Origin of the sequence: Isoptericola sp. NPDC056134 (assembly GCF_042264825.1) — a bacterium.
In the GTDB taxonomy this organism is placed as follows: Bacteria; Actinomycetota; Actinomycetes; order Actinomycetales; family Cellulomonadaceae; genus Isoptericola; species Isoptericola nanjingensis.
On sequence record NZ_JBHJVM010000016.1, the window covers coordinates 16585 to 41258 of the forward strand.

Annotated in this window: 23 protein-coding genes, 1 tRNA gene and 1 other RNA gene; 6 read left to right on the forward strand and 19 right to left on the reverse strand. The window is 73.1% G+C overall.

Annotation, left to right across the window (positions count from 1 at the left end; all coding sequences use genetic code 11):
- Positions 1–20 precede the first annotated feature (20 nt).
- Genes ACFCZN_RS15270 through ACFCZN_RS15285 form a run of 4 tightly spaced genes read right to left on the reverse strand, consistent with a single transcriptional unit; the run spans position 21 to position 3728 of the window.
- Positions 21–626, reverse strand: a complete 606-nt coding sequence (locus tag ACFCZN_RS15270) for a response regulator (protein ID WP_430557297.1) — start codon at positions 624–626, stop codon at positions 21–23.
- A complete protein-coding gene (locus ACFCZN_RS15275) occupies positions 623–1873 on the reverse strand; it encodes a sensor histidine kinase (RefSeq protein WP_430557298.1) in 1251 nt (416 codons plus the stop codon). The genes ACFCZN_RS15270 and ACFCZN_RS15275 overlap by 4 nt, the downstream gene beginning before the upstream one ends.
- Before the next feature lie 50 nt (positions 1874–1923).
- Positions 1924–2754, reverse strand: coding sequence for an ABC transporter permease (locus tag ACFCZN_RS15280; RefSeq protein ID WP_430557299.1), 831 nt, complete (start codon positions 2752–2754; stop codon positions 1924–1926).
- The gene (locus ACFCZN_RS15285) at positions 2751–3728 is read right to left on the reverse strand and encodes an ABC transporter ATP-binding protein (protein WP_430557300.1); all 978 of its coding nucleotides are present in this window, start codon (positions 3726–3728) and stop codon (positions 2751–2753) included. Before ACFCZN_RS15285 ends, ACFCZN_RS15280 begins: the two co-directional genes overlap by 4 nt.
- Positions 3729–3851: 123 nt before the next feature.
- Here ACFCZN_RS15285 and ACFCZN_RS15290 point away from each other — a divergent pair, with 123 nt between their 5' ends.
- Positions 3852–4376, forward strand: a complete 525-nt coding sequence (locus ACFCZN_RS15290) for an NUDIX hydrolase (RefSeq protein ID WP_429766601.1) — start codon at positions 3852–3854, stop codon at positions 4374–4376.
- A 57-nt stretch (positions 4377–4433) separates the two neighbouring features.
- On the opposite strand, the gene ACFCZN_RS15295 is transcribed toward ACFCZN_RS15290, so the two are convergent.
- The 7 genes from ACFCZN_RS15295 to ffs all read right to left on the reverse strand — a co-directional run bounded on the left by ACFCZN_RS15295 (position 4434) and on the right by ffs (position 11489).
- Positions 4434–4838: a VOC family protein gene (locus ACFCZN_RS15295; protein WP_430557301.1), complete on the reverse strand. Its 405-nt coding sequence runs from the start codon at positions 4836–4838 to the stop codon at positions 4434–4436.
- Positions 4835–5284, reverse strand: coding sequence for an NUDIX domain-containing protein (locus tag ACFCZN_RS15300; protein ID WP_430557302.1), 450 nt, complete (start codon positions 5282–5284; stop codon positions 4835–4837). The genes ACFCZN_RS15295 and ACFCZN_RS15300 overlap by 4 nt, the downstream gene beginning before the upstream one ends.
- Position 5285: 1 nt before the next feature.
- Positions 5286–7970 carry a DNA polymerase III subunit gamma and tau gene (locus ACFCZN_RS15305; protein WP_430557303.1) on the reverse strand — a complete coding sequence of 895 codons (2685 nt, stop codon included), beginning with the start codon at positions 7968–7970 and terminating at the stop codon, positions 5286–5288.
- Between the two features lie 130 nt (positions 7971–8100).
- Positions 8101–8763 carry a methionine ABC transporter permease gene (locus tag ACFCZN_RS15310; protein WP_430557304.1) on the reverse strand — a complete coding sequence of 221 codons (663 nt, stop codon included), beginning with the start codon at positions 8761–8763 and terminating at the stop codon, positions 8101–8103.
- Positions 8760–9974 (reverse strand): methionine ABC transporter ATP-binding protein, encoded by a 1215-nt coding sequence (locus ACFCZN_RS15315; RefSeq protein WP_430557305.1) that lies wholly within the window; start codon positions 9972–9974, stop codon positions 8760–8762. Before ACFCZN_RS15315 ends, ACFCZN_RS15310 begins: the two co-directional genes overlap by 4 nt.
- Positions 9975–10087: 113 nt before the next feature.
- Positions 10088–10978: a MetQ/NlpA family ABC transporter substrate-binding protein gene (locus ACFCZN_RS15320; protein WP_430557306.1), complete on the reverse strand. Its 891-nt coding sequence runs from the start codon at positions 10976–10978 to the stop codon at positions 10088–10090.
- Between the two features lie 414 nt (positions 10979–11392).
- Positions 11393–11489: signal recognition particle sRNA small type (ffs, locus tag ACFCZN_RS15325), an RNA gene on the reverse strand.
- Positions 11490–11648: 159 nt separating this feature from the next.
- Between ffs and ACFCZN_RS15330 the strand changes: the two genes are divergently transcribed.
- A tRNA-Ser gene (locus ACFCZN_RS15330) sits at positions 11649–11733 on the forward strand.
- 150 nt (positions 11734–11883) lie between these two features.
- Complete coding sequence (locus ACFCZN_RS15335; protein ID WP_429766590.1) at positions 11884–12651, forward strand: class I SAM-dependent methyltransferase; 768 nt, start codon at positions 11884–11886, stop codon at positions 12649–12651.
- Positions 12652–12657: 6 nt separating this feature from the next.
- Here the strand turns inward: ACFCZN_RS15335 and ACFCZN_RS15340 are convergent, their stop codons facing one another.
- A complete protein-coding gene (locus tag ACFCZN_RS15340; protein ID WP_429766588.1) occupies positions 12658–13962 on the reverse strand; it encodes a glycoside hydrolase family 6 protein in 1305 nt (434 codons plus the stop codon).
- A gap of 216 nt (positions 13963–14178) precedes the next feature.
- Here ACFCZN_RS15340 and ACFCZN_RS15345 point away from each other — a divergent pair, with 216 nt between their 5' ends.
- Positions 14179–14475, forward strand: coding sequence for a type II toxin-antitoxin system VapB family antitoxin (locus ACFCZN_RS15345; RefSeq protein ID WP_380320948.1), 297 nt, complete (start codon positions 14179–14181; stop codon positions 14473–14475).
- A gap of 61 nt (positions 14476–14536) precedes the next feature.
- The gene (locus ACFCZN_RS15350; protein ID WP_429766587.1) at positions 14537–15172 is read left to right on the forward strand and encodes a LytR C-terminal domain-containing protein; all 636 of its coding nucleotides are present in this window, start codon (positions 14537–14539) and stop codon (positions 15170–15172) included.
- A 22-nt stretch (positions 15173–15194) separates the two neighbouring features.
- Here ACFCZN_RS15350 and ACFCZN_RS15355 read toward each other — a convergent pair whose 3' ends face one another.
- Positions 15195–16553: a uracil-xanthine permease family protein gene (locus tag ACFCZN_RS15355; RefSeq protein ID WP_429766585.1), complete on the reverse strand. Its 1359-nt coding sequence runs from the start codon at positions 16551–16553 to the stop codon at positions 15195–15197.
- A 105-nt stretch (positions 16554–16658) separates the two neighbouring features.
- Positions 16659–17000, reverse strand: coding sequence for a LysR family transcriptional regulator (locus ACFCZN_RS15360; protein ID WP_429766583.1), 342 nt, complete (start codon positions 16998–17000; stop codon positions 16659–16661).
- Between the two features lie 445 nt (positions 17001–17445).
- Between ACFCZN_RS15360 and ACFCZN_RS15365 the strand changes: the two genes are divergently transcribed.
- The gene (locus tag ACFCZN_RS15365; RefSeq protein WP_429766581.1) at positions 17446–17994 is read left to right on the forward strand and encodes a hypothetical protein; all 549 of its coding nucleotides are present in this window, start codon (positions 17446–17448) and stop codon (positions 17992–17994) included.
- 523 nt (positions 17995–18517) lie between these two features.
- Here the strand turns inward: ACFCZN_RS15365 and ACFCZN_RS15370 are convergent.
- The 5 genes from ACFCZN_RS15370 to ACFCZN_RS15390 are packed head-to-tail and all read right to left on the reverse strand — an operon-like array spanning position 18518 to position 24554.
- Complete coding sequence (locus tag ACFCZN_RS15370) at positions 18518–21238, reverse strand: Tat pathway signal sequence domain protein (RefSeq protein ID WP_430557307.1); 2721 nt, start codon at positions 21236–21238, stop codon at positions 18518–18520.
- Entirely contained in the window at positions 21235–21912 is a 678-nt protein-coding gene (locus ACFCZN_RS15375) for a DUF1961 family protein (RefSeq protein WP_429766578.1), read from the reverse strand. The genes ACFCZN_RS15370 and ACFCZN_RS15375 overlap by 4 nt, the downstream gene beginning before the upstream one ends.
- Entirely contained in the window at positions 21909–22622 is a 714-nt protein-coding gene (locus ACFCZN_RS15380) for a rhamnogalacturonan acetylesterase (RefSeq protein WP_429766576.1), read from the reverse strand. The genes ACFCZN_RS15375 and ACFCZN_RS15380 overlap by 4 nt, the downstream gene beginning before the upstream one ends.
- A gap of 1 nt (position 22623) precedes the next feature.
- The gene (locus ACFCZN_RS15385) at positions 22624–23580 is read right to left on the reverse strand and encodes a carbohydrate ABC transporter permease (protein ID WP_430557308.1); all 957 of its coding nucleotides are present in this window, start codon (positions 23578–23580) and stop codon (positions 22624–22626) included.
- Complete coding sequence (locus ACFCZN_RS15390) at positions 23580–24554, reverse strand: ABC transporter permease (protein WP_429766572.1); 975 nt, start codon at positions 24552–24554, stop codon at positions 23580–23582. The genes ACFCZN_RS15385 and ACFCZN_RS15390 overlap by 1 nt, the downstream gene beginning before the upstream one ends.
- Positions 24555–24674 lie beyond the last annotated feature (120 nt).

The following is a 24674-nucleotide window of genomic DNA, read 5'->3' on the forward strand; positions in this document are numbered from 1 at the left end:
GGCGGGGACGGTCCGGCCTCTCAGAGCCAGCCCTTGGCGCGCGCCAGCCGGACGGCCTCGTGCCGGTTCGCGACGCCGAGCTTCGCCACCGCCGACGACAGGTAGTTGCGCACCGTGCCGGGCGCCAGGGCGGCGCGCTCCGCGATCTCCTCGACGGGGGCGCCGTCCGCCGCGAGCTCGAGCACGTCCGCCTCGCGCGCGGTCAGGGGCGAGTCGCCCGCGGAGATCGCGTCGGCCGCGAGCTCCGGGTCCACGTACCGGCCGCCGCCCGCGACCTGTCGTACGGCGCCCGCCAGCACGGCCGCCGACACCGACTTGGGCAGGAAGCCCCGGACCCCCGCGGCGAGCGCCTTCTTGAGGTGCCCGGGTCTGCCGTGGCTCGTGACGATGACGACACCGCAGGCCGGCACCGTCCTGCGGACCGCCTCGGCGACCTCGATCCCGTCGGCGCCCGGCATCTGCAGGTCGAGCACCGCCACGTCGGGGGCGTGTCGCTCGATCGTCGCCACGGCCTCCGTCCCGTTCCCCGCGACCGCCACGACCTCGAGATCGTCCTCGAGGGCGAGCAGCTGGGCGACCGCGTCCCGGATCAGCGTCTCGTCGTCGGCGAGCACCACGCGGATCACGCGTCCACCTCCCCCGGCACGCGGGCCGTGAGGACGAACCGGTCGCCGTCGGCCGCCACGTCGAGCGCTCCCCCGACGGCGGCGAGCCGCTCCCGCAGCCCGACGAGGCCGGCGCCGCCCTCCAGCCCGGCCACCCCGGCGACGCCCACGCGGGCTCCGTCGTTGCTCACCCTCAGCACCATCTCCCCCGTCTCCTCCTGCCGGTCAAGATCGATCCGGCACTCGTGTGCGGCGGAGTGCCGCACGATGTTCGTGACGGCCTCGCGCACCACCCAGGCCAGCGCGTCGGCCTGCGGGGCCGCCAGCTCCGGCACCTCGCCCACGACCCGCACGGTCACCCCCGCCGCGCGCAGCACGGACCGGGCTCCGTCGAGCTCCGTCGACAGGTCGGCCGCCCGGTAGCCGGCGACGACGCGGCGCACCTCGCGCAGAGAGTCCTGGGCGAGCGAGCGCACATCGTCCATCTCGTCGGCACCCCGAGGGTCGCCGCGGCGCGCGAGCGCGGCCGCGAGCTCGGACTTCACCGCGACGGCGGACAGCGCTCGGCCGACGACGTCGTGCATGTCGCGCGCGATGCGCAGCCGCTCCTCCGCGACGGCGAGCCGCGCCGAGGCCTGCCGCGCGGTGTCGAGCTCGCGCACCACCTCGACGATCCACATGGACAGCCGCACGGTCGACGCCCAGAACAGGAGGAACACGTACGCGCCCAGGCCGGTGCCGAGCGCGGACGCGACCGTCCCGGCGGTCGGGTCGGAGGCGAGCCTGACGCCGATGACGACGACCGGCACAGCAAGTCCCACGGTCAGCACGCGCCGGATCGGGGTCGCGACGGCGAGCGCCCCGCACGTCGCCGCCCCGGCCACCGCGATCATCATGCTGCGCGGGTCGCCCATGAGGCCGTCCCCGACGGCCTCGGGCAGCACGACGACGGAGACGACCACGACGGCACCCGTCACCGCGAGCAGCGCCGCGACCACCGGGCGGGGGCGGCGCCGCCCGGTGGTCAGCGGCTCGTCGAACCCGACGTGGATGGTGCCGAGGCACAGCGCCACGTGCACGAGGCCCAGGACCGCCAGGACCGCCGCCGGGCCGACCGCGGGGACCTCGTCCGTGCCGGCCAGCGCCGCCACCGCGTACAGGGAGAAGAAGGGCTCGAGGAGGACGAACGAGTAGAGGCTCACGCGGGTGTACGTCTCGACCCCGCGCGCACCACCTGCCAGGGCCGTGGGCCGACGACGTGTTCTCACGCCGTCAGCCTGCCATGGTGCCAGGACCGGCCGCCCCGGTGGCAGGTGGGTCACCGACGCGGCTCCCAGCGCATCCACCGCCGGGCGGCGAGCACGCCCACGACGGTCCACGCGGCGAGCACGGCGGCAGGCAGCGCGGCGGCGCCGAACGTCTCGGCGAACGTCACCACGTGGCCGTCCCCGTCGATCCCGCCGGCGCCGAGCAGCATGAGGTCGGTGACCGGGCGCAGCGGGGTGAACGTGCCGATCGTGTCGAGCACGCCGCTCGACGCACCGGGCGCTCCGAAGAGGCCGGCGAACGGGATCGCGACGACGAGCAGCGGCAGCGTGGTGAGCTGCGCGGACTCCACGGTGCGGGACAGGCCGGACGTCGCGGCGGCCAGCACCGTGAGCATCGCGGCCCCGCCGAGCACGGCCACGACCATCAGCAGCGGGTTGACGAACGCCGGCGGCGTGAGGAACACCGACACCGCGACGATCCCCAGCAGCGTCTGCGCCAGCGCCACCACGACCGCGGGCACCGCGGTGCCGACCAGGATCTCCGCCCGGGAGCACTCCCCCACGAGGTAGCGCTTGAGCACCAGCTCCTCGCGCCGGGCCACGAACGCGACGGTGAGGTTGTAGTAGACGACGAACGCGAGCGCCATGAACGTCAGCAGGTTCAGCAGGACGGCGCCCGCCGCGGCGGGCGTCCCGTCCCCGACGACGCCGAGCGCGGCGAACAGCCCGACCGTCATCGGCGGGAGGGCGAGCGCGTTGAACAGCGCGGTGCGGTTGCGCACGAGCAGGCGCAGCTCTGCGCGGGCGAGCGCCGCGACGCGGCGGGCGCCGCCGCCCGTGCCCGGTGTGGCCCGGGCGGGGGTGGTGGTCGTGGTGGTCATGCCGCTGCCTCCGTGTCGGTCGTGCGCTGCGCGCCGGGCGTGCCGGCGGTGTCGTCGAGGGCGAGGAACGCCTGCTCGAGCGACGCCGCCCGGGCGTCGAGGTCGTCGAGCCGCAGGCGCCGGGCGTCGGCCCACTGCAGCAGGATGAGCAGGTCGTCCTGCAGGCGCGTGGTGCGCAGCCGCAGGCGGCCGGTGCGGTCGACGTCGGGTGCGCCGACGAGGCCGGCCAGCGCGGGCAGGTCCGCCACCGCGGGCGTGACGGCCCGGCCGCCGTCGTTGCGCACCACCGCCTCGACGCGGGCGGGCTCGGCGGCGACGACGTCGGCGACCGACCCCGTCCGCACCACGCGGCCGGCCTGCATGATCGCGATCCGGTCGGCGAGCTGCTCCGCCTCCTCGAGGTAGTGCGTGGTGAGCAGCACCGTGGTGCCCGCGTCGAGCATGCCCTGCACCAGCGCCCAGGTGGCGCGGCGGCTCTCCGGGTCGAGGCCGGTCGTGGGCTCGTCGAGGAAGAGGAGCTCGGGGTCGCCCAGGGTGGCGAGCGCCAGGTCCAGGCGGCGCTTCTCCCCGCCCGAGAGGCTGGCGACGCGCACGTCGGCGCGGTGCTCCAGCCCGACCGCGCCGAGGACGTCGGCGACCGGTCGCGGGCGCGACAGGGTGCCGGCCCAGGTGCGCGCCGTCTCCGCGACCGTGAGGTCGCCGGAGAACCCGGCGCTCTGCAGCATGATCCCGAGGGACCCCACGACGCGCCGCCGCTCGCGGTACGGGTCGTGACCGAGCACGCGGACCGTGCCGCCGGAGGCAGGCGCGAGCCCCTCGACGAGCTCGACGAACGACGTCTTGCCCGCGCCGTTGGTGCCGAGCAGGGCGACGAGCTCCCCGCGGTGGACGTCGAGGTCGACCCCGCGGACGGCCTCGAACGTGCCGTACCGGCGGCGTGCCCCGCGGACGTGGACGATGGGTTCCGAAGTCATGCCTCCACCCTCCCCGCGGGGCGTCGTCGCAGGTAGTGCCGCCCGTCACCGGGTGACGTGAGCCGCGCACGGGCGGGCCGTGACATCTGTCATGCCGGCCGGCGGGTGCGGCAGGATGCTCGTATGGGCGAGGTCGCGGGGGCCGAGGTCGTGGCGCTGTACGACGAGGCGGGGCGCGAGTGCGGGACGGCGCCACGCGCGCAGGTGCGCGCGGAGAACCTGCGGCACGCGGCTACCGCCGTCGTCGTGCGCAACGCCGCCGGCGACGTCTACGTGCACCGCCGCACCGACACGAAGGACCTGTACCCCGGCCGGTACGACTTCTGCGCGGGCGGCGTGCTGCGCGCCGGCGAGGAGCCGCTCGACTCCGCGCGCCGCGAGCTGGCGGAGGAGCTCGGCGTGACCGGCGTGGAGCTGGCGCCGCTCGGCGTGGCCGACTACGCCGACGACCGCACCCGGATGCGCGAGTTCCTCTTCGAGTGCACCTACGACGGACCCGTCACGTGGCAGCCCGAGGAGGTCGCGTGGGGCGCGTGGGTGCCGGCCGCCCGGTTCCTGCGCATGCTCGACGAGGTGCCGTTCATGCCCGACTCCGTGGCCAACCTCGCCGGCTGGCTGGACGACCTGCGCGCCGCCCTGCCGAGGTAGTACGGGCTCCCGCGAGGTAGTACAGGCTCCCGCGAGGTAGTACCGGGCCGGGGGCGGTCAGCCCGCGACGAGCTCGGCCTCGAAGCCGTCCGCGTCCTCGAGATAGGCGGCGTAGTGCTCGGGGCCGCCGGCGCGCGGGTGCCGGTCCGGGAAGAGGAGCGTCCAGCCGTGCCGGGGTGCGGCGGCAGCCAGCGCGTCGACCTGTGCGCGCGACCCGGCGTGCAGGGCGAGGTGGTTGAGGCCCGGCCGACGCCGGTCGTGGGCTGCCGCGGTCATCGCGGGGCTCTGCTCGACGACGACGTAGCCGTCGCCCAGCAGCCAGGACCGCCCGTGCTCCCACGACTGGTGCGGCCGGTAGCCGAGCTCGCCGAGGAGCCAGCCCCAGGAGCGCACGGCGCGCGGCAGGTCGGGCACCCAGAGCTCGACGTGGTGGATCGCCCCGCGGCGCGGGACGTCGTTCATCCGGCCGGGCGGCGTGCGGCGACGTCGGTCATGAGGTCCGCGGACAGCGGCGCGAGCGGGTGCGGCGCGACCGGGGAAGCCGGGTCGACCCAGACGTGCTCGGCGAGCTCGGCGCGCGTCTCGACGGCGAACCCGGCGGGGAGCGCGACCTCGAAGACGTGCGCGTCGACCACGTGGTCCGGCTCGTTGGCGGCCACGGCGGTCCGGCGCCCGAGCGGGCCGACGGCGGCCGGGTCGACGACGAGGCCGATCTCCTCGGCGCACTCCCGCACGAGCGCGGCGACGGGCTCCTCGCCCGGCTCGATCTTGCCACCCACCTGCATGAACGCCGTCGTGCCGCGCTTGCGCACGAGCAGCGCGCGGCCGTCGTCGCGCACGATGACGGCCGCGACGATGTGCAGCGTGGTGGTGCGGGTCGTGCCGTCGGTGGTGGTGTGGCCGGTCATGTCAGGGCTGCTCCGCGATCTCCTCGATGACCTTCCCGTCGAGCACCTGCACCACGAGCTGCACGCCGACCAGCCCGGCGGACGCGATGTCGGGGTCGTCGGCGGACGGCTCGTCGTCCGCGGGGTTCCCTCCGGACGCGGACGCCCGGGACGACCGGCCCTCCGACTGCTGCGCCTCGCGCACCCGACGCTCGGCGGCCTGCCGCGGGGTCTCGCGCGCGGGCGGCACCGCGGGGGCGGGCGGGGACGACGACGCCGGGGCGGCCGCGGGCGCGCTCGCGACCGGCGGTGTCTCGGGCGCGGGTCGCGGCGGCGCGACGGGCCGGGCCACCGGGGCTGCGACCGGCTCGTCCAGCGGCGGCTCGGGGAGGTCGTCGGGCGGGGGCTCGTGCAGGGAGACGCCGGCGAGCCAGGCCGCGTCGGCCTCGTCGACCGAGGCGACCTGTCTCGCCTGCTGCTGCGGCTGCGGGGTCCGCGGGGCACCCTGCGTCGCGCGCGGAGCGGACGGCGCCGGCGGGTCGACGACGGCGACGGCGGTGGCCGGGCGCGACCCGGTCGCCGCCACCGTGGTGGCGGACGGGCGTGGGCCGGCTCCGGGGCCCGGGCCGCCGGCCGTGGCGCCGCCGCCCCCACCGGAGCGCCCCTCGCCGGGCGGGGGGACGTCGGGCCACGCGGGGTCGGCGGGCCGCCCGGAGTCGTCGGGTTCCTCGGCGGCGTCGGCGCCCGGGTCGGACGGGGCCGGAGCGCTGCCGGCCTCCCGCGGACGCCGGCCGGGCACGTCCTCGACGATCTCGACCTGCACGGCGATACCCAGCGCCTGATAGACGGCGTCCGAGATGGTCTCCGGCCGTCCGCGGCGCGCCAGCCCGACGACGGCCGGCGCGAACCCGAGGCGCAGCACGTCGCCCTCCAGGCTCTTCACCTGGGCGTTCTCACCAAGGAACGCGGCGGCCTGCGGGCTCTGGATGGCGGTCAGGACCTCGCGCCACCGCCGCCGGACCACCTCGGTGGTGACGGCGCTCGCGGGAGCGGACGGCGCGGGCTCGGGCGCCGGCTCGGTGGACGGAGTGGCCTCGACCGGCTCGACCGGCGCGGGCGCTGCGGACTCGGCAGGCTCTTCGACCTCGTCGGGCCCGTCGGGCTCGGCAGCCTCTGCGGCCTCGTCGGGCTCGTCGGGCTCGTCGGGCTCGTCCACCGCAGGCTCGGACTCGACAGTCGCGGGGGCTTCGACGAGCTCGTCCACCGCGGGCTCGCGTTCGACGGTCGCGGAGGGCTCGACAGGCTCGACCACCGAGGACTCGGGCTCGGCAACGGGCTCGGGCTGGGGCACCGTGGGCTCCGGCTCCGCGGCGCCCTCGGGCTCGGCGACCGGACGCCGGCTCGCCTGCAGGGCGGCCCGTGCGGCGGCAGCGCCGCTCAGCCCGCCGCCTCCGCCCGCGGACGACTGCGGGGCGGGCGTCGGGGCCACGTCCCGGTCAGCGCGCGGCGCGGCCGGCACGGGCGTGTCGCCGGCGGCGATCCTGCCCCGCTCGAGCCGCTCGATGCGTGCGGCGAGCCCCTCCGTGCCGTCGTCGGCGCCGGGGAGCAGCAGCCGCGCGCAGAGGAGCTCGAGGTGCAGCCGGGGCGACGTGGCTCCGGTCATCTCGGTGAGCGCGGCGTTGACGAGGTCGGCCGCGCGCGACAGCTCGGACACGCCGAGGCGCCCCGCCTGGGCGCGCATGCGCTCCAGCTGGTCGGCGGGCAGGCCGCGCAGCACGGCCTCGGCCGCGTCGCCGGAGACGGCGATGACGATGAGGTCGCGCAGCCGCTCGAGCACGTCCTCGACGAACCGCCGCGGCTCGTGCCCGGTGGCGATCACCTGGTCGACCACACGGAAGATCGACGCGCCGTCGCCCGCGGCGAGGGCGTCGACGACGTCGTCGAGCAGGGTGGCGTGCGTGAAGCCGAGCAGGCCGACGGCCGTGTCGTACTCGACGACCCCGTCGGTCGCGCCGGCGATGAGCTGGTCGAGCACGGAGAGGCTGTCGCGCACGGAGCCGCCGCCCGCGCGGGTCACCAGCGGCACGACGCCGCCGCCCAGCTCGATCCCCTCGGCGGCGGTGAGCTGCTCGAGGTAGGGGCCCAGCACGTCCGGCGGCACGAGCCGGAACGGGTAGTGGTGGGTGCGGGACCGGATGGTGCCGATCACCTTGTCCGGCTCCGTCGTCGCGAAGACGAACTTCACGTGCGGCGGCGGCTCCTCGACGATCTTGAGCAGGGCGTTGAAGCCCTGCGGCGTCACCATGTGCGCCTCGTCGAGGATGAAGATCTTGTACCGGTCGCGGGCGGGCGCGAACGTGGCGCGCTCGCGGAGGTCGCGCGCGTCGTCGACGCCGTTGTGGCTGGCCGCGTCGATCTCGACGACGTCCAGAGAGCCGGGGCCGCCGCGCGCCAGCTCGACGCACGACGGGCACTCGCCGCACGGGGTGTCGAGCGGGGTCTCCGGGGTGTTGCGCGCGCAGTTCAGCGTGCGCGCGAGGATGCGGGCGGACGTCGTCTTGCCGCACCCGCGCGGCCCGGAGAACAGGTAGGCGTGGTTGACGCGCCCGCTGCGCAGGGCCTGCATGAGCGGTGCGGTGACGTGCTCCTGGCCGATCACCTCGGCGAACGTCTCGGGCCGGTAGCGGCGGTACAGGGCTGTCGTCACCCGCCCAACCCTAGACGCCGCAGCCGACACCGACGAGGCCGCTGCACAGGCCGGTCCGCGCGTGCTCTCGACGTAGCACCTGGTGACGATTCAGGCCGTCGAACCGCCACCAGGTGCTACGTCGAGGGCGTCAGCGGTGCAGCACCTTGCGCGCCAGGCGGTTCCCCACCCACTGCACGACCTGCACGATGACGATGATCACCGCGACGGTGACCAGCACGACCATCCAGTTGTAGCGCTGGTAGCCGTACCGCAGGGCGAAGTCACCGAGCCCGCCGCCGCCGATGAGGCCGGCGATCGCGGACATGTCGAGCACGGCGATGAACAGGAACGTGTACCCGAGGATCAGCGGGGCGAGCGCCTCGGGCACGAGGACGGTCGTGATGATGCGCCACGACGACGCCCCCATCGCGCGGGCCGCCTCGACGACGCCCGGGTCGATCCCGACGAGGTTCTGCTCGACGATCCGCGACGTCCCGAACGCCGTCATGACCGACAGCGGGAAGATGAACGCCTCCGTGCCGAGCGTCGTGCCCACGACCTGCAGCGTCACCGGCCCGAGCAGCGTCACGAAGATGATGAACGGGATCGGGCGCACGATGTTGACGACCACGTTGAGGACGCCGAACACGGCCTTGTTCGCCAGCAGGTTGCCCGGCCGGGTCACGTAGAGCGCGAGCCCCAGCGCGAGGCCGGCGATGCCGCCCGTGAGCAGGGCGATGGTGACCATCTGCAGGGTCTGGCCGAACGCCTCCCACAGCAGCGGCCACAGGGTGGACCAGTCGCGGTTCATGAGCGACCTCCCAGGTTGCCGAAGAAGCCGTGGCGGGTGACCGCATCACGCGCCTCGCGGTAGGGATCTCCGAGCTCGTCGTCGGGCGCCGCGGAGGTGTCGCCCTGCGGGGCGCGGTCGGCGCGGATCGCACGCGGGTCGTCGACCGGCCGCGCAGCGGTGCCCAGGTCGACGACCTCGGCGCGCTCGCGCAGCGCGGCGAGGAACGCCGCGATGCGGTCGTCGGGCGCGACGAGCTCGACGGTGAGCGAGCCGAACGGCCGTTGGCCGACCTCGCTGATGCCGCCGAAGACGACGGAGCCGTCCACCTCGTGCTCGCGCAGCAGGCGGAAGAGCTCGGTGCCGGAGCTCGCGCCCTCCCGCACGCCGACGGTGACGAGGCGCCCGGGGTGGCGCTCGCGCAGTCGGGCGAGCGCGTCGGGCGAGGGCCGGTCGTGCATGGACGTGCCGACGAACCGCTGGGCGGCGTCGGCGCTGGGCGCGGAGAACACGTCGTACACGTCGCCGACCTCGACCACCTTGCCGTGCTCCATGACGGCGACGCGGTCGCACAGGGAGCGCACGACGTCCATCTCGTGCGTGATGACGACGATGGTGAGGCCGAGCTCCGCGTTGACGCGCCGCAGCAGGGCGAGCACGTCGCGGGTGGTCTCGGGGTCGAGGGCGGACGTCGCCTCGTCGGCGAGCAGGATGGTGGGCGACGTCGCGAGGGCACGGGCGATGCCCACGCGCTGCTTCTGCCCGCCGGAGAGCTGGCGCGGGTACGCGCGCGCCTTGTCGGACAGCCCGACGAACTCGAGCAGCTCGGCCACGCGGGCCGCACGCTTCTCCTTGGGCCAGCGCGCCACCTTGAGCGGGTAGGCGACGTTGCCCGCGACGGTGCGCGAGCTCAGCAGGTTGAACTGCTGGAAGATCATGCCGATCCGCGCGCGGATCCCGCGGACCTTGCGCTCCGGCAGCCCGGTGAGGTCGGTGCCCTCGACGAGCACGGAGCCCGCCGTGACGGTCTCCAGCGCGTTCACGAGGCGCACCAGCGTGGACTTGCCCGCGCCGGAGTAGCCGATGACGCCGAAGATCTCGCCCGCGCGGACCGTGAGGGACACGTCGTCGACGGCGTGCACCGCGCGGTCGCCCTCGCCGAACGTCTTCGACACCCCGCGCAGCTCGATCGCCGGCGTCCCGGGGGCCGGTCCGGCCGTGTTGTCGCTCACCTGTTCGTCCTCACTGGTCTGCCCGTCGCCCGCCCGACCGGTCTGCCGTCCATCGTGCCCGGCACGACGGCCGGGGCGCGCGGGCTGGCCCGCGTTCCCCGGCCGTCGTCGGGTCAGGAGGCGTTGCGGATGTCGTCCTCGAGGCCGGACAGGATCTCCTGCAGCTCCTCGGGCGAGTTGTCCTTGATGACAGCGGTGTTGCCGGACTGCTTCTGCTCGGCGGCGACGACCTCGTCGGAGTGCGAGATCTCGACCAGCTTCTTCAGGTCCGGGTCGTCCTTGTCCTCGGCGCGCGCGACCCACACGTTGATGTACGGGGCGGCGGCGTCGGAGTCGGGGTCGTCCTGGAACAGGGCCGACTCCGGGTCGAGGCCCGAGTCCGCGAGGAAGTCGTTGTTGACGATGGACGCGTCCACGGACTTCAGCTGGATCGGCGTCTGCTCGGCCGCGACCGGGGTGACGGTGACCTTGGAGCTGGGCAGCACGTCGGCCTCGGTGGAGACGGCGCTGCCGCCGTCCTTGAGCTCGATGAGGCCGGCGTCCTGCAGCACGAGGAGCGCGCGGGCCAGGTTGGTCGGGTCGTTCGGCACGGCGACCTCGCCGCCGGCGGGGATCTCCTCGAGGGAGGTGTGCTTCTCCGAGTACAGGCCCAGCGGGTAGACGGCGGTGGCGCCGATCGGCGTCAGGTCGTCGTCGGCGTCGACGTTGTAGCCGGCGAGGAACTGCAGGTGCTGGAACTGGTTCGCGTCCAGCTCGCCCTGCGAGAGGGAGGGGTTGGCCTGCGTGTAGTCCTGCAGGTCGACGAGCTCGATGTCGAGGCCCTCCTCCTTCGCCTTGTCGGTGAAGACGGCCCACTTGTCGTCGGACGCGCCGACGACGCCGATGCGGAGCGTGCCGTCGCCCTCCGCGTTGCCCGAGCCGCCGCCGCAGGCGGACAGCGTGAACGTGGCGGCCGCGGCGATCGCGGTGACGGTGAGGAGGCGGTTGCGGGTGGTACGGGACACGGGTGGGTCCTTCCGGGCGGGCGCCGGGTACGGCGCCGGTGAGAGAGCGGGGTGGGTGCGGCGGCCACGGCCATCAGCTCGAGGCGGCAGAGAACGGGGTTCCCCGGCAGGCCGGGGAGGGGCGACGACGACGTCGTCGGGCGATGCCGGGGAGGCGTCAGCCGAGCTCGCACATTCGGCAGGTGGTCATGCGGCCCGTCGTCATCACGACGCGGCACATCTCGCCGCGACGGCGTGTGCGCGCGGTCGAGGTGGCTGCGGGAGCGATGCGGGGCATGCCCTCAGAGTGACCACCCGCTGCCCGGTTCACCAAGCCGATCGCCGGGAAATCTCATGCAGTGGACGATTCTCCGTCCGCATGGTGGATTCTGTGACCCGCGGCACTCTCGCGACGCTGCGAGGGCCGGGTCTGACGTGAAGGACCCCTCGCACACCCACCAGAGCTCACTTACCCTTGCTGCCTTCCGGCCCTGGGGGAGTTCGGCGAGATGGTGCCGCACGAGGGGTCTGCACGACAGCCTAACCGAGACCCCGCCCCGTCCCGAAACCGGCGGCAGCGACACGGCGGAGACAGGATAGAGACCGCCGTCACCCCGGCAGGATTCGGAGCCACGGCAGGGTGTCGGCTATTCTTCTGGGGCTGCCCGCGCAGGATGCGGGTCGCGCTCCAGGAGGATTCGCCTAGCGGCCTATGGCGCACGCTTGGAAAGCGTGTTGGGTTCACGCCCTCGGGGGTTCGAATCCCCCATCCTCCGCCGGACCGACGGGCCCGGGACCACGAGAGTGGTCCCGGGCCCGTCGTCGTCGAGGCCGGCCCGCGCCGACCACGCGGTTGCCACCGGTATCCGCCCTCGTCGCGGGCTATTTCGGTAGCAACCGCCTGGTCGGCGTCCGAGGATGGCGGGATGGACCGCACGTTCGACGAGCTCGTCGCCGAGGCCGACGCCGCACCGATGTCCGGCTGGGACTTCTCCTGGCTGGAGGGCCGCGCCACGGAGGAACGCCCGAGCTGGCGCTTCTCCCGGCTGCTGCACGAGCGGCTCGGCACGGTCGACGCCGCGCTCGACCTGCAGACGGGCGGGGGCGAGGTGCTCGCCGCCGCGCCGACGCTCCCCCGCCTGCTGGTCGCCACCGAAGGTTGGCCGCCCAACGTCGCGGCCGCCACCCGCCTGCTGCACCCGCGCGGCGTGGCCGTCGTCGCGCACGACGACGGCGGACCGGGCTCGCCGCCCCTGCCCTTCGCGGACGGCGCGTTCGACCTCGTCACGAGCCGGCACCCGGTCGTGCCCCGCTGGGCGGAGATCGCGCGCGTGCTGCGTCCGGGCGGGACGTACCTGGCGCAGCACGTCGGGCCGGCGAGCGTCTTCGAGCTCGTCGAGCTCTTCCTCGGCCCCCAGCCCGAGGAGGTCCGGCGCGGCCGCGACCCGGAGGACGAGATGGCCGCCGCCCGCGCCGCCGGGCTCGAGCTCGTCGACCTGCGGGCCGAGCGCCTGCGGATCGAGTTCCACGACGTCGGCGCCGTCGTCTGGTTCCTGCGCAAGGTGGTGTGGATGGTGCCGGGATTCACGGTCGACGCGTACCGGACCGAGCTGCGCGACCTGCACGAACGGATCCGGGCCGACGGCCCGTTCGTCGCGCACTCGGCCCGGCACCTGGTGGAGCTGCGCCGGTAGCGGCGGTCAGGACAGGGCGGGCACCGCGAGCTCGACCAGCTCGTCCGCCTGCTCGACGAACCACTGCCCGGCGGGCGGGTCCACCATGCCTCGCTCGGGGTCGAGCGGCCCGCCGGTGCCGCGGAAGCACTGGCCGTCGGACTCCCCCGGCACCTTGATCCAGAGGTAGGCGTCGACCAGCGGCTCGCCGGTGTCCAGCGTGGGTCGCAGGCCCAGCCCGCGGCCGGGCGGGTTGCACCAGTCCTCGGCGTCGGCGTACACGTTCTCGGACGTCGCCGGGTCCCACGGCCCCTGCCCGTTGCGCGAGCTGTCGACGACGAACGACGTCGTGGCGCGCACGTCACCGAGCTGCTCGGCGTACCGCGAGTCCACCCCCGCCGTGCTCAGCGCCGGGTCGGAGGCGTCCGCGGACCAGCGCCCGTACGGCGACATCTCCACGCCCGACCACCCGTTCGCCGGGCCGCCGTTCCAGTACTGGTTCCCGCAGTCGCCGAACGCCCCGCCCGCCTGGGTGACGAGCGCGAGGCACGACGAGACCCACCGCCCGTACGCGACCGAGTTCTCGGTGTACTGGTAGTTCGAGGCGTTGAGGAAGAACCCGTCCGCCCGGTCGACGCCCGCCTTGAGGAGGCGGTCGGCGTTGTCTCCGACGTTGAGCCACTTGCTGTTGCCGGCGTCGAGGTAGACCTTCGTTCCTGGCAGCGCGCCGAGGGTGTCGACGGCGTGGTTGAGCATGGCGAACCGTTCCGCGGCGGCCGTGGCCGGGTCCGCCTCCGCCGGCCGGCACCACTCCTGGTTGCCGTCGACGGTCGTGTACCAGGGGATGATGCCGAGCCCGTCGGGCTCGAGGACCACGATCGCCTGCTTGTTCCCGATCCCGCGCGCGAACCCGTCGATCCACGCGGTGTACTCCGCGAGCGACGTGGCACCGCCCGCGGAGTACTGCGCGCAGTCGCGGAAGGGCAGGTTGTAGGCGACCAGCACGGGGACCGCCTTGTCGGCGTGCGCGTGCACGACGACGTCCTTGACGTCCTGCTTCACCTCGCGCGGCGTACCGCCGGTGAACCAGCTCGCGGAGGGCACGCCCGCGAGCGCGAGCGCGTCGTCGCGCGCGTCCCCCGTCAGGCCGAGCTCCTCGACGTGACCGATCGTCGAGCTGTCCGGGTCAACCCACAGCTGCGGGTCCGGGGGCGGTGGCGGCGCCGCCGACGCCGAGAGCCCGCCGAGGGCGAGGCCCGCGGCCGCGGCGAGGACGACGACCGACCGGACCGCCGTCGGGGTGGAGGGACGACGAGAGGAACCGAGGACCACGGCGATCTCCTTTGATCGGCGCCCGCATGATGAGAGCGCTCCCACGCTGCTGTCGGTCCCAGCGTGCCACAGCGCCCCGGCCGTGACCAGGCCCGTCCTCCCGGGCACGGCACGGGCCCCCACGGGGCCCGCCCGTGACGGGATCGTGACGGGATCGTGTCCGTATCGCGAGGCAACGAGGCGGCCGGTCACAGGCCCGCCCCTACGATGGCAGCCATGATCTTCAAGGCCGTGGGGGACGGCCGTCCCTACCCCGACCACGGGCACGTCACCGCCAAGGACTGGGTGGACGTGCCGCCTCGCCAGGTGCGTCTCGACGAGCTCGTCACCACGAAGCGCACGCTGGACCTCGACCACCTGCTCGCGGAGGACTCGACGTTCTTCGGCGACCTCTTCGCCCACGTCGTCGAGTACCAGGGCGTGCTGTACCTCGAGGACGGTCTGCACCGCGCCGTGCGGGCCGCCCTCCAGCAGCGGCCCGTGCTGCACGCCCGGGTCCTCGTGCTCCGGTGACTCCCGCCACGACCGGCGGCGCTCCCGCGAACGATCCCTCGAACTCGGGTAGTTTCTTCGCGTGACATCACCTGCCCCTGACCCGGTCCGCGAGACGCGCCGCAAGCGCGAGCACGAGCGGCAGGCCGTGGTCTTCGGGCTCCTCATCGCGTTCCTGCTGCTCGCGGGCCTGGCGGCCGCGGCGATGTACTCGGGCGCGTTCAGCTCGCCGTTCTCGCGACCCATCTACACGCCGGTCGCCGAGGCGCCGCAGCCCGAGCCCTGCCTGCCGCAGGTCAAGGGCCAGCCCGACGGCGCCCTGCCCGTGCCGTACTCGAAGGTCAAGGTGCGGGTCTACAACGCCGCCGACGGCAGCGAGCCGCTCGCGGGCGCGAACGAGGACGTCCTCAGCGAGCGCGGGTTCAAGATCGTCGACACCGGCAACTGGGTGGAGAAGCTGGGCCAGTCGGAGGTGCGGTTCGGCACCAAGGGCATCACCCGCGCCTACACCCTCGCGGCCCAGTACCCCGACGTCCGCCTCGTGCTCGACGACCGCAAGGGCGACACCGTCGACCTGCTGGTCGGCGAGGAGTACAGCCCGCCGCTCAGCGAGGACAGCGTGCTGCTGAACGCCGAGACCCCGATGGAGGACGTCGAGGGGTGCGTGCCCGCCGACGAGATCACGCCGATCCCCCAGGTGACCCTGTCCAAGAAGTAGGACCGGGCCACCCGGGCTGGCGTCAGTCCGTCGTCCCGGCCGCCGCGGGAGCCGACGCCGGCGATGCGGGCTCCTGGCCGGTGCCGCGCCACCGCGCGATCGCCCGCATGCCGTGGTAGATCACCAGCGCGGACGCGGTGCCGATCGCGATGCCCTCGAAGGTGAGGTCGCCGGCGGAGAACGTGAAGTTCGCGATGCCGATGATCAGCGGGACGGCGGCGGTGGTGAGATTCACCGGGTTGCCGAAGTCCACCTTGCCCTGCACCCAGATGCGGGCGCCCAGGATGCCGATCATGCCGTAGAGCATCGTCGTCGCCCCGCCGAGCACGCCCGCCGGGATGGTGGCGATGAGCTCGCCGAACTTCGGCGACATCGACAGCAGCAGGGCCGTCGCGGCGGCCACCCAGTACGCGGCCGTCGAGTAGACGCGGGTCGCGGCCATGACGCCGATGTTCTCCGCGTACGTCGTGGTGCCGGAGCCGCCGCCGACGCCCGCGAGCGTCGTCGCGAGGCCGTCGCTGAACAGGGCCTTGCCGGCGACGTCGTCGAGGTTCTTGCCCGTCATCGCCGCGACCGACTTCACGTGGCCGACGTTCTCCGCGACCAGCACGAGCACCACGGGGACGAACAGGCCCAGCACCGCCGGCTCGAACGACGGGGTGACGAAGTGCGGGAAGCCGAACCAGTCGGCCGCCTCGACCTTGGCGAAGCTCACCTCGCCCAGGAGCAGCGCAGCGATGTAGCCGACCAGCACGCCGACCAGGATCGACAGCCGCCCGAGGATGCCCTTGAACAGCACCGTCGCGAGGATGATCGCGACCAGGGTGACCGTCGCCGTCAGGGGTGCCGCGCGGAACCCGTTGTCGCAGGTCTGGACGATCGCGCCGTCGACGACCTTCTCCTTGCAGGTTCCCCACGCGGCCGGAGCCAGGTTGAGGCCGATGAGCGCGACAATCGTGCCCGTGACGACCGGCGGCATGACGACGTCGATCCACTGGGCGCCGGCGAAGTGCACCAGGACGCCAACCGCGGCCAGCACAATGCCGGTCACGAGGATCCCGCCCACCGCCACGGACTGCCCGTGGGACGCCGTCGCTGCGAGGATCGGGGCGATGAACGCGAAGCTGGACCCCAGGTAGCTGGGCAGCCGGTTGCGCGTGATCAGCAGGAACAGCGCCGTGCCGATCGCCGAGAAGAACAGCGTCGTGGCAGGCGAGAACCCCGTCATCAGCGGCACGATGAACGTGGAGCCGAACATCGCCACCACGTGCTGCATGCCGATGCCGATGGTGCGCGGCCAGCTCAGCCGCTCGTCGGGGGCGACGACGTCGCCGGGTCCGACGTGCCTTCCGTCGCCGTGCTTGGTCCAGCCGAGGCTCATGGTGCTCCGTCCGTCGGGCCCGCGTGCGGGCCGTCGTGCTCACCGCTGCCGCTCGCCCGTGAACGTCCGGTGAAGATTGCCGCCGCACAGCGTACTTGGTGGCTCTCACCCCACCGGTCCCGCCAGCCGGGGCTCCTGGTCGCAACGTGCCGCATCAGGTCGGCCCACCCCGCTCCTGGTCGTTCTTCGATGGCGAGCCGCGATCAGGCGGATCCGGTCGTGGGCAAGGAGCAACGGTTCCGCCTCGTCCAAGACGTCCCGACCGAGATTCGTCACCATCCATCCCGAGGACCCGCGGAAGAGGAGGGAGCCGCCGATGACCGCCTCAAGGGCGTCCAGCTGCCGGCTGACCCCACTAACGGTGTAGCCGAGCGCGGCAGCGGCGCTGGTCAACGATCCATGCTCAGACATCGCGTACAGCGCTCGAAGCTGCGTGATCGTCGGCACCTGAGATCCAACCTCCGCTCGTCCGGCCGGAAGATATCAAGCACCACACCCCACCACGACGGGCTTGACGTTTCCGCAATCTCCCTACACCTGCCGAAGCGGCCGCCTAGCCTCCTCTCGGTCTGCTCTTCGAGGCCGCGGCCATCACACTCACGCGGGAGACAAGTTAATGCGCGCCACAACCGAACATTCGCCCAGCCCAACCCGTACGATGCACGACGCCCCGAGAAGATGGACACGATGGGTCCTCGCTGTCGCGATTGCGACGACATCAGTCGGGGCTCCCGTCGTAGCGGCTCCACACGCTTCCGCGCTCTCCGCTTCCGTGCCTGCAACCATCGTGTCGTCAGGGTGCAGCAGCGCGCTCTCCTGGCGTGCGGGAGTGGGGAACGGCCGTGTCAGCGGGTACTACCCGGGGTACAAGCCCCACGGCGCAGGTGGAACCGTGAAGTACTGCACCTGGAAGTACCGCCTCAAGGACTCGGACAAGTCCGCCGACTACTACATCTCGGAGATCACGTCGACGTGGTCCAAGACGCAGAACGCCAGCAGCGGGTTCTCGGGACGCAGCGGTGGCTGGGCGCAGCGGGTCGCGTCGACGCAGGCCGCCCGCTCCAACGTGTACTCGGCGACACCGACCTTCTCACGCTCACGGACCGGGTGCGGAACAGCATTCAGCGTCGGCTACTCGTTCGCGGGCTTCTCTATCTCCCTGCCGCAGAAGATCGGCTGCTCGACGACTGTGAAGCGCACGTCCCTCTCCACCACCGCAGCGCGATGGGCGCACGGTGACGCTGCAATCATCAAGAAGACGGATCTCTCGTACTCGCAAAAGGTCACCAACGGAAAGGTGCCGAAGTACACCTTCAGCACCTCACGGCCTGGGTATACCTATTCGTGGACGAAGGTGAAGCAGACGGCGCACGGCAGCACCTACACCGGCTACAAGCCGAAGGCGACACGCACCAGTCTGAGCTGGACCTCGACCCGTTGAGCTCGCACGCACGCGCCCTGGCCGGACTCACGGTCGTCACGACGCTCCTCGTGTCGGGGTGCAGCACAACGGCAGGAGGAGCGACAGGCGGCGAGGAGGCAACCACGCAGTACCTCAACGCTGTACGGTCGAGCGACAGCGGTGCGCTACGGAACGTGATGGCGTACCCCGACCCGCGGGACACCGGAACCGTCATTCTCGGATCCGCGGTGCCTGACACCTGTGTCCAGGCCGAGCTGGGTGCACTGAGGTCCATGGTCGCTCTTCCGGATCCGTCGACACGCTTCGAGACCGTCTCACACCCTGGTCAGGACGACGACACTGTCACGGCAGCCCCGTTCGAACTCCAGGTCGTGTTCTTCGGTACGACCTCAGGCGAAGAGGAAGGTCGTCAGCTCATCGAGTCCGACGGTTCGTGGTTCGTCCTGGCGGCCGTTTCACCAGAGTGCGAGGCCGAATTGTCCAGGTAGTCGTGCGATCACGGAATGCGCCCCGCTCTTGCTGGGCGGGGCGCACTTCGGCCCTAGACCCGGCCGCATCGATGGCCGATGAGCGCGAGGTTCTGGATCGTCGCGAGGCTGCACTGGGCGGCGTCGTTGGTGGACAGCGTCCGCGCCTCGTCGATCCGCACCAGGGTCTCGGGCGGCAGCACCGGCACGGGGTGGAAGGCCTCCTCGCCCATGAACTCCCCGCCGCGGAAGTACGCGCGCCACGCGACGTCGGCCAGGCCGTCGTCGCCGAGCCGTGCCGCGGCGTACGCGGCGAGGCGGGAGTGCGCCTGCTCGAGGTTCGTGCCGGACGGCGCGACGCCGAGCTCGGCCTCCTGCTCCGCCGGCGTCGCGAGGTAGAGGCGGCAGTACTGCAGCCACGCCTCCGTGAAGCCGGGTGCGTCGACGAGGCCCGCGTCGACCAGCGACACCAGCTCCGAGCAGATCTCCACCAGCCCGAAGACGGCGGACAGGTGCGAGACGGTGACGCGGTCGCGGTCGGTGGCGAACCGGCCGGTGCCCAGGTCGTACAGCGCCTCGCCGGTGAAGAAGCCGTGCTTCAGCGCGCCGATGTCGGTCATGGTGCCGACCAGCCGGTCGCGCGACCGCTCGTTCCCCGTCGCCTCCCAGTCCGCGAGCCACGTGGCGGCCAGGGCGCTCCAGTCCGTGCCGAGCCCGACCGCCAACGCCTCGGGCCGCGGGCGGTACGTGGCGGCGTCGGGCCGCACCTTGCGGGTCGGGTCGAGCCCGAGGAAGTTCCGGTCGGAGTCCCGCAGCTCGAGCATGAGGTCCCGGGTGTGCTCGTCGCCGGTGAGGAAGTAGTGCGGCCGCCGGTACGCCGGCGTCGAGATGCGCACCTGCTTCGCGCTGCACCCCCAGTGCTGCACGTTGTGCCGGCTGCCCAGCCCCTGCCAGGGGCCGGCGTGGTAGACGTCCACGTCACCCGTGTGGCGGGTCATGCGCTCGGCGAGCCGGAAGACGTCGGCCCGGCCGGTGCGCAGGAACGACGTCCACAGCCACAGGTCCGGGGAGAGCTCGGAGTTGTCCCAGGCGTAGCCGCCGACGTCGTAGCGCCACACGTGCCGGTCGGGGTCGTAGGCGTGCATGACGTCGCCGTAGCTCCAGAACCCGTACCAGGAGCGCTGGTCCACCTGACCGACGTAGAAGTCGAGCATCGTGGCGAGCCGGTCCTCCAGCGCCGCCCGCTCGGGGGTGCTGCGGTCGACGAGGTCCCAGTCGCCGAGCACGCGCGCCGCGTGCAGCGCCTCGGGGACGGGCACGAGCTGGGGCCGGACGGCGGTGCCCGCGGCGAGGCGCGCGAGCGCGTCGGCGTCGGGCGTGCCGGCGAACGCGGTGACGGTGAGCTCGTGCGTGCGGCCGATGCCGTGCGCGTTCCCGAACCCCGGCTCGTAGTCCTCGTACGTGATCTCGAGGGCGTCGAGCTGGTCGTCGTACGTGTCCTGGCCGAGGCCGTCGTGGTAGAAGCGCAGGTCCATCGGCGCGGCGTCGGGCGACCAGAGCCAGGTCGTGAGCGACCCGACGTCGGACGTCGCGCGCTCGACGTCGATCCCGGTCGGGTGCGACTGCCAGAACCCGGTCAGCCCGACGGCGAGGCCGCCGCCCGTGTCCCCCAGGTAGCCCAGACCCTCGGACCGCGTGCCCTGCGCCATGTCGATCCACGGCCGGTCGGGGGCCGTCCGCTTGTGCACGGTGAAACCGTTCGCGCTCAGCTGCCGCAGCGACCAGGCCTCCCAGGTCGGCACCCACCGCAGGCGGCCGGAGACGCGCTCGTCCCACTCCTCCAGCGGCGGCGTCGCGCGGCCCGCCACCTGGGCCGCGCGCACCTCCTCGCCGGGGTCCCGGCGCAGCCCGGTGACGCCCTGCACCGCCTCGCGCACGAGGCCGCCGTCCGCCCCCGCGAGGCGCACGTGCCGGTCGTGGTGCGCGGCGCGCAGCGGGACGTCGAAGCGCAGGCCGAGCGACGAGAGGAAGTCGCGCTCGGGGTCGCCGTCCCACACGAACGAGTGCACGAGCCGGAACGTGGGCGCCCCGGCCGCGAGCACCAGGCGCAGCGTGAACGGCAGCCAGGCGGGCGCGCCGTCCTCGTGGGCCCGGTCGACGTCGCGGTGCGCGCCCGTCACCCGCACGACGGCGCGCACCGGTCCGGCCTGCTCCACGACGACGTCGCGCACGACGCCCACGGACTCGCGCCGCGCCCGGTGGTCGGGCTCCGGGCGGTCCTGCCTGCTGGACACCAGCCGCCCCGCGCGCGCCACCTCCACGCCGCGCACCCGCACGGACCGCACGGCGTCCGGGCCGGAACGCCCCACGACCACCGTGCACGCGCCCGTGTCCACGACCACCTCGTCCGCGTGCTCGACGACCGTCACCCCGTCGGTCGAGCCCGTCGGGACGACGTCCTGGGTCCCGACCGGCTCGACCAGCGGGGCGGCGACCACGCGGTACGACGCGCTGGGCGGCGTCGCCGCGCCGAGCGCGACGCCGGACCACTTCACGCTGCCGTCGGGCCATGTCGCGAGCGGCCACGTCTGCGCGGGGACGGCGCGGCCCCAGGCGTCCACGACGGCGAGCGCCGCGGCGTCGCGCACCACGCCCGGGCGGAACGGGACGCCGCAGGTGACGCCGCCGACCGTGAGGTCGGGCGCGACGTCGTCGAGCCAGCGCAGCGGGACGTCGACCCCGTCCGGGGTCTCGACGGACTCGGTCAGCGGGGATGCGGCGGGGGCGGTGGTCATGACAGCGGGGTCACCTCGAGGTTGCGGTAGTGGGCGACGAGCGGGGCCATCTGCCGGAAGCCGATCCGGCCGGCGCCCAGCGGCGCGTCGTCGTGGAACGTGAAGAGGGTGAGGTCGTCGATCGCGAAGGAGACGTCGGCGCCGCGCTTGGTGACGCGCACGCGGTAGTGGCCGTCGGCGTCGTCGGGCCCGGGCAGCGGGTCGGCCCCCTGCGCGACGAGGCGGAAGCCGGGGCTCTTGCGCAGGTTGCAGGTGCGGAACCGCTTCTCGGCCGCCCACTTGCGGCGCAGGTAGGACACGTGGAGCGTCGACACGTCCCCCGAGTGGTACTGCGGGTAGAACCCGGTGCGCTCGGCCAGCGACGGGTCGAAGAGGTCGCGGCCGTCGGTGCCCGTGGCGGCGAAGAACAGCATCGCCAGGCCGTCGCCGGCCAGCGGGCGGAAGTCCCACGCGACCTCGACGTCCGCCGGGAAGACGTCCGGGCACCAGTAGGTGAAGTGCGCGTGGTCCCCGCGGCCGTCGGCGTCGAGCGCTGCCTCGTCGGCCGTGCTGCGCAGCACCAGGCCGTCGTCGCGGTGCTCGACGCCGACCGGGCCTTCCGCGACCCACCCGGCGAGGTCGCCGGGACCGGCCAGGGCGTTGCGGTAGGTCCCCGCCACCACGGGCGTTGTCACGGCTGCATCACCCACGCCCCGAGCGGCTCCTCGGCGTCGTGCACGCCGTCGAGCGACGCCAGGGCCTCGCCGACGTAGCGGGCGACGGCGCGCGCCCCCGCCGTCGTGAAGTGGGTGTTGTCCGTGGCCAGCTTCTCGTCGACGGGCAGGCCCGCCGCCGCGGCGGCGCCGTGCGGGAAGAGGGCGGCCGAGGCGTCGCGGCCCAGCCACCCGTACAGCCAGCGCGTGAACGCGGTGAGGTCGAGCACCGGCACGTCGAGCTCGTGGCCGAGCGTCCGCACCGCCGCCGGGTAGGGGCCGTGCGACCAGCGCAGCGGAGCGTCGGGGCCGTCGCCGTCGAACAGGCGGCGCTCGACGCTCGTGGCCAGCACGGGCCGCGCCCCGTTCGCGCGCGCTTCCGCGACGAACTGCGCGAGCCGGTCCGTGTACCCGCCCTCGGCGGCGAGCTCGTCGGGCTCCTTCTGGTCGTTGTGCCCGAACTGGATCACCACCGTGTCGCCGGGCCGCAGCTCCGCGAGCAGCTTCTCCCAGCGTCCCTCGGCCCGGAACGACGCCGTGGTGGCGCCGCCGATCGCGTGGTTGCGCACGACGTCGCCGGTGAACGTCGCGAGCTCGTCGCCCCAGCCCAGCAGCGGGATCTCCGGGTACCCCGAGGTGCGGCCGTGGTCGGTGGGGGCGACGGTCGAGTCGCCCGCGAGGTGGATGGTCATGTCAGCCCTTCACGCTCCCGATGAGCATTCCCTTGGCGAAGTGCTTCTGGAGGAACGGGTAGGCCAGGAGCACGGGGATGGTGGCCACGATGACCACCGCGAACTTGATGCCCTGCGCGGGCGGGGGCAGCTCGGCGCCCATGTCCTGCGCGGACAGCGACGCCGACGCGGTGACCTGCCGCAGGAACATCTGCAGGGTCCACATGTCCTGGTCGTTCAGGTACAGCAGCGGGGACATGTAGTCGTTCCAGATGCCGACGGCGTAGAACAGCGCGAACGTCGCGAGCACCGGCTTGGACAGCGGGATCACGACGTGCCGCAGGATCTGCAGCTCGTGGGCGCCGTCGATCTTCGCGGACTCCTCCAGCTCCTGGGGCAGCTGCTGGAAGAAGTTCTTGATGATGATCAGGCTGAACGGGTTGATCGCCATCGGCAGGATCAGCGCCCAGTACGAGTCGAGCAGGCCGAGCTGCTTGACCACCAGGAACGTGGGGATCATGCCCGCGGAGAACACCATCGTGAACACGACGACGGTCATGATGGTGCGCCGCCCGGGCAGGTCGACCTTCGACAGCGGGTAGGCCATCAGCGCCGTCAGCGCGAGCTGGACGAGCGTGCCGACCAAGGTCACGACGACGGTGGTGACGAAGGCCCGCACGAACGCGTCCGAGGTCAGGATCGAGGCGTAGGAGTCGGTCGTGAAGTCCCGCGGCCACAGGAAGAACGGCCGCGTGGTGATCTCCAGCTCGGTCGCGAACGAGCCCGCGAGCACGTACAGGAACGGCAGCAGCGCCAGCAGGCCGACGGCGACGAGCAGCACGACGTTGACGACGTCGAACGCGCGCCCCGCACGGGTGTTGAACCGCTGGTGCTGCGTGGAGGGCCTGGACGCGCGCCGGGAGGCGCGGCCGGGCGGCACGGTGGGCACGGTGGGCACGGTGGTGAGCGGTGCGGCCATCAGAAGATCCCCTGCTGGTTGAAGCGCTTGGCGAGCCAGTTGGTGCCGAAGATCAGCACCAGCCCGACGATCGCCTTCGACAGGCCCACCGCGGTGGAGTAGGAGTACGCGCCCTGCTGGATGCCGGTGAAGTACACGTACGTGTCGAAGACGTCCGCGACGGTGCGGTTGAGCGCGTTGGACATGAGGTAGATCTGCTCGAACCCGGTGTTGAGGATCTCCCCGGTCTGCAGGATGAGCATCACGATGATCGTGGGGCGGATCGCGGGCAGCGTGATGTGCCAGGTGCGCTGCCAGCGGCCCGCGCCGTCGATGACGGCGGCCTCGTACTGCTCCTGGTCCACGCTGGCCAGGGCGGCGAGGAAGATGATCGTGCCCCAGCCGGTGGACTTCCAGATCGTCTGCAGCAGGATCAGCGGACGGAACCAGTCCGGGTCGGCCAGGTAGTTGGTCTCCGTGCCGGTGAGCCCGTCCAGGAAGGACGACAGCGGGCCCGTGCCGATCGCGAACAGCAGCGCGGTCAGCGACACCACGACCGTCCAGGACAGGAAGTGCGGGATGTAGACCAGCGTCTGCACCGTGCGCTTGAGCACCGACAGGCGGACCTCGTTGAGCAGCAGCGCCAGCACGATCGTCAGCGGGAACGCCACGAACAGGCTCAGCGCGGCCAGGATCAGCGTGTTGCCCAGCAGCCGCGGGAAGTCGGGGTTGGAGAAGAACTCCTGGAAGTGGTGCCAGCCCACCCACTCCGAGCCCTGGATCCCCAGGAACGGCACGTAGTTCTTGAACGCGATCTGCGCGCCCCACATCGGCCAGATGCGGAACAGCAGGAAGTACAGGATGCCCGGCAGCATCATCACCAGCAGCCACCGGTAGCGCACCACCCGGGCCCAGCCGCGGTGCGGCCGGCGGGGCGCGGGAGGGGCGGCGGGCGCGGGCGTGCCGGCCTGCTCGACGTCGACGACGGCGGTCATCGCAGCCTCCTTCTCGGACGGGGTGCGGGGGGGGGGGGCAAAAGACAAAACCCCCCCCCCAAGGAGAAGAACCAACGCGCTTTGGGGGCCCTCTTTCCTTCCCTCCTCCCCCCCCCCCCC

Coding starts and splice junctions, on each gene's coding strand:
- ACFCZN_RS15390 (WP_429766572.1), bottom strand. CDS start 24,554: ATGACCGCCGTCGTCGACGTCGAGCAGGCCGGCACGCCCGCGCCCGCC.
- ACFCZN_RS15290 (WP_429766601.1), top strand. CDS start 3,852: ATGGGCGAGGTCGCGGGGGCCGAGGTCGTGGCGCTGTACGACGAGGCG.
- ACFCZN_RS15355 (WP_429766585.1), bottom strand. CDS start 16,553: ATGAGCCTCGGCTGGACCAAGCACGGCGACGGAAGGCACGTCGGACCC.
- ACFCZN_RS15280 (WP_430557299.1), bottom strand. CDS start 2,754: ATGACCACCACGACCACCACCCCCGCCCGGGCCACACCGGGCACGGGC.
- ACFCZN_RS15300 (WP_430557302.1), bottom strand. CDS start 5,284: ATGACCGGCCACACCACCACCGACGGCACGACCCGCACCACCACGCTG.
- ACFCZN_RS15310 (WP_430557304.1), bottom strand. CDS start 8,763: ATGAACCGCGACTGGTCCACCCTGTGGCCGCTGCTGTGGGAGGCGTTC.
- ACFCZN_RS15285 (WP_430557300.1), bottom strand. CDS start 3,728: ATGACTTCGGAACCCATCGTCCACGTCCGCGGGGCACGCCGCCGGTAC.
- ACFCZN_RS15385 (WP_430557308.1), bottom strand. CDS start 23,580: ATGGCCGCACCGCTCACCACCGTGCCCACCGTGCCCACCGTGCCGCCC.
- ACFCZN_RS15370 (WP_430557307.1), bottom strand. CDS start 21,238: ATGACCACCGCCCCCGCCGCATCCCCGCTGACCGAGTCCGTCGAGACC.
- ACFCZN_RS15335 (WP_429766590.1), top strand. CDS start 11,884: ATGGACCGCACGTTCGACGAGCTCGTCGCCGAGGCCGACGCCGCACCG.
- ACFCZN_RS15295 (WP_430557301.1), bottom strand. CDS start 4,838: ATGAACGACGTCCCGCGCCGCGGGGCGATCCACCACGTCGAGCTCTGG.
- ACFCZN_RS15345 (WP_380320948.1), top strand. CDS start 14,179: ATGATCTTCAAGGCCGTGGGGGACGGCCGTCCCTACCCCGACCACGGG.
- ACFCZN_RS15380 (WP_429766576.1), bottom strand. CDS start 22,622: ATGACCATCCACCTCGCGGGCGACTCGACCGTCGCCCCCACCGACCAC.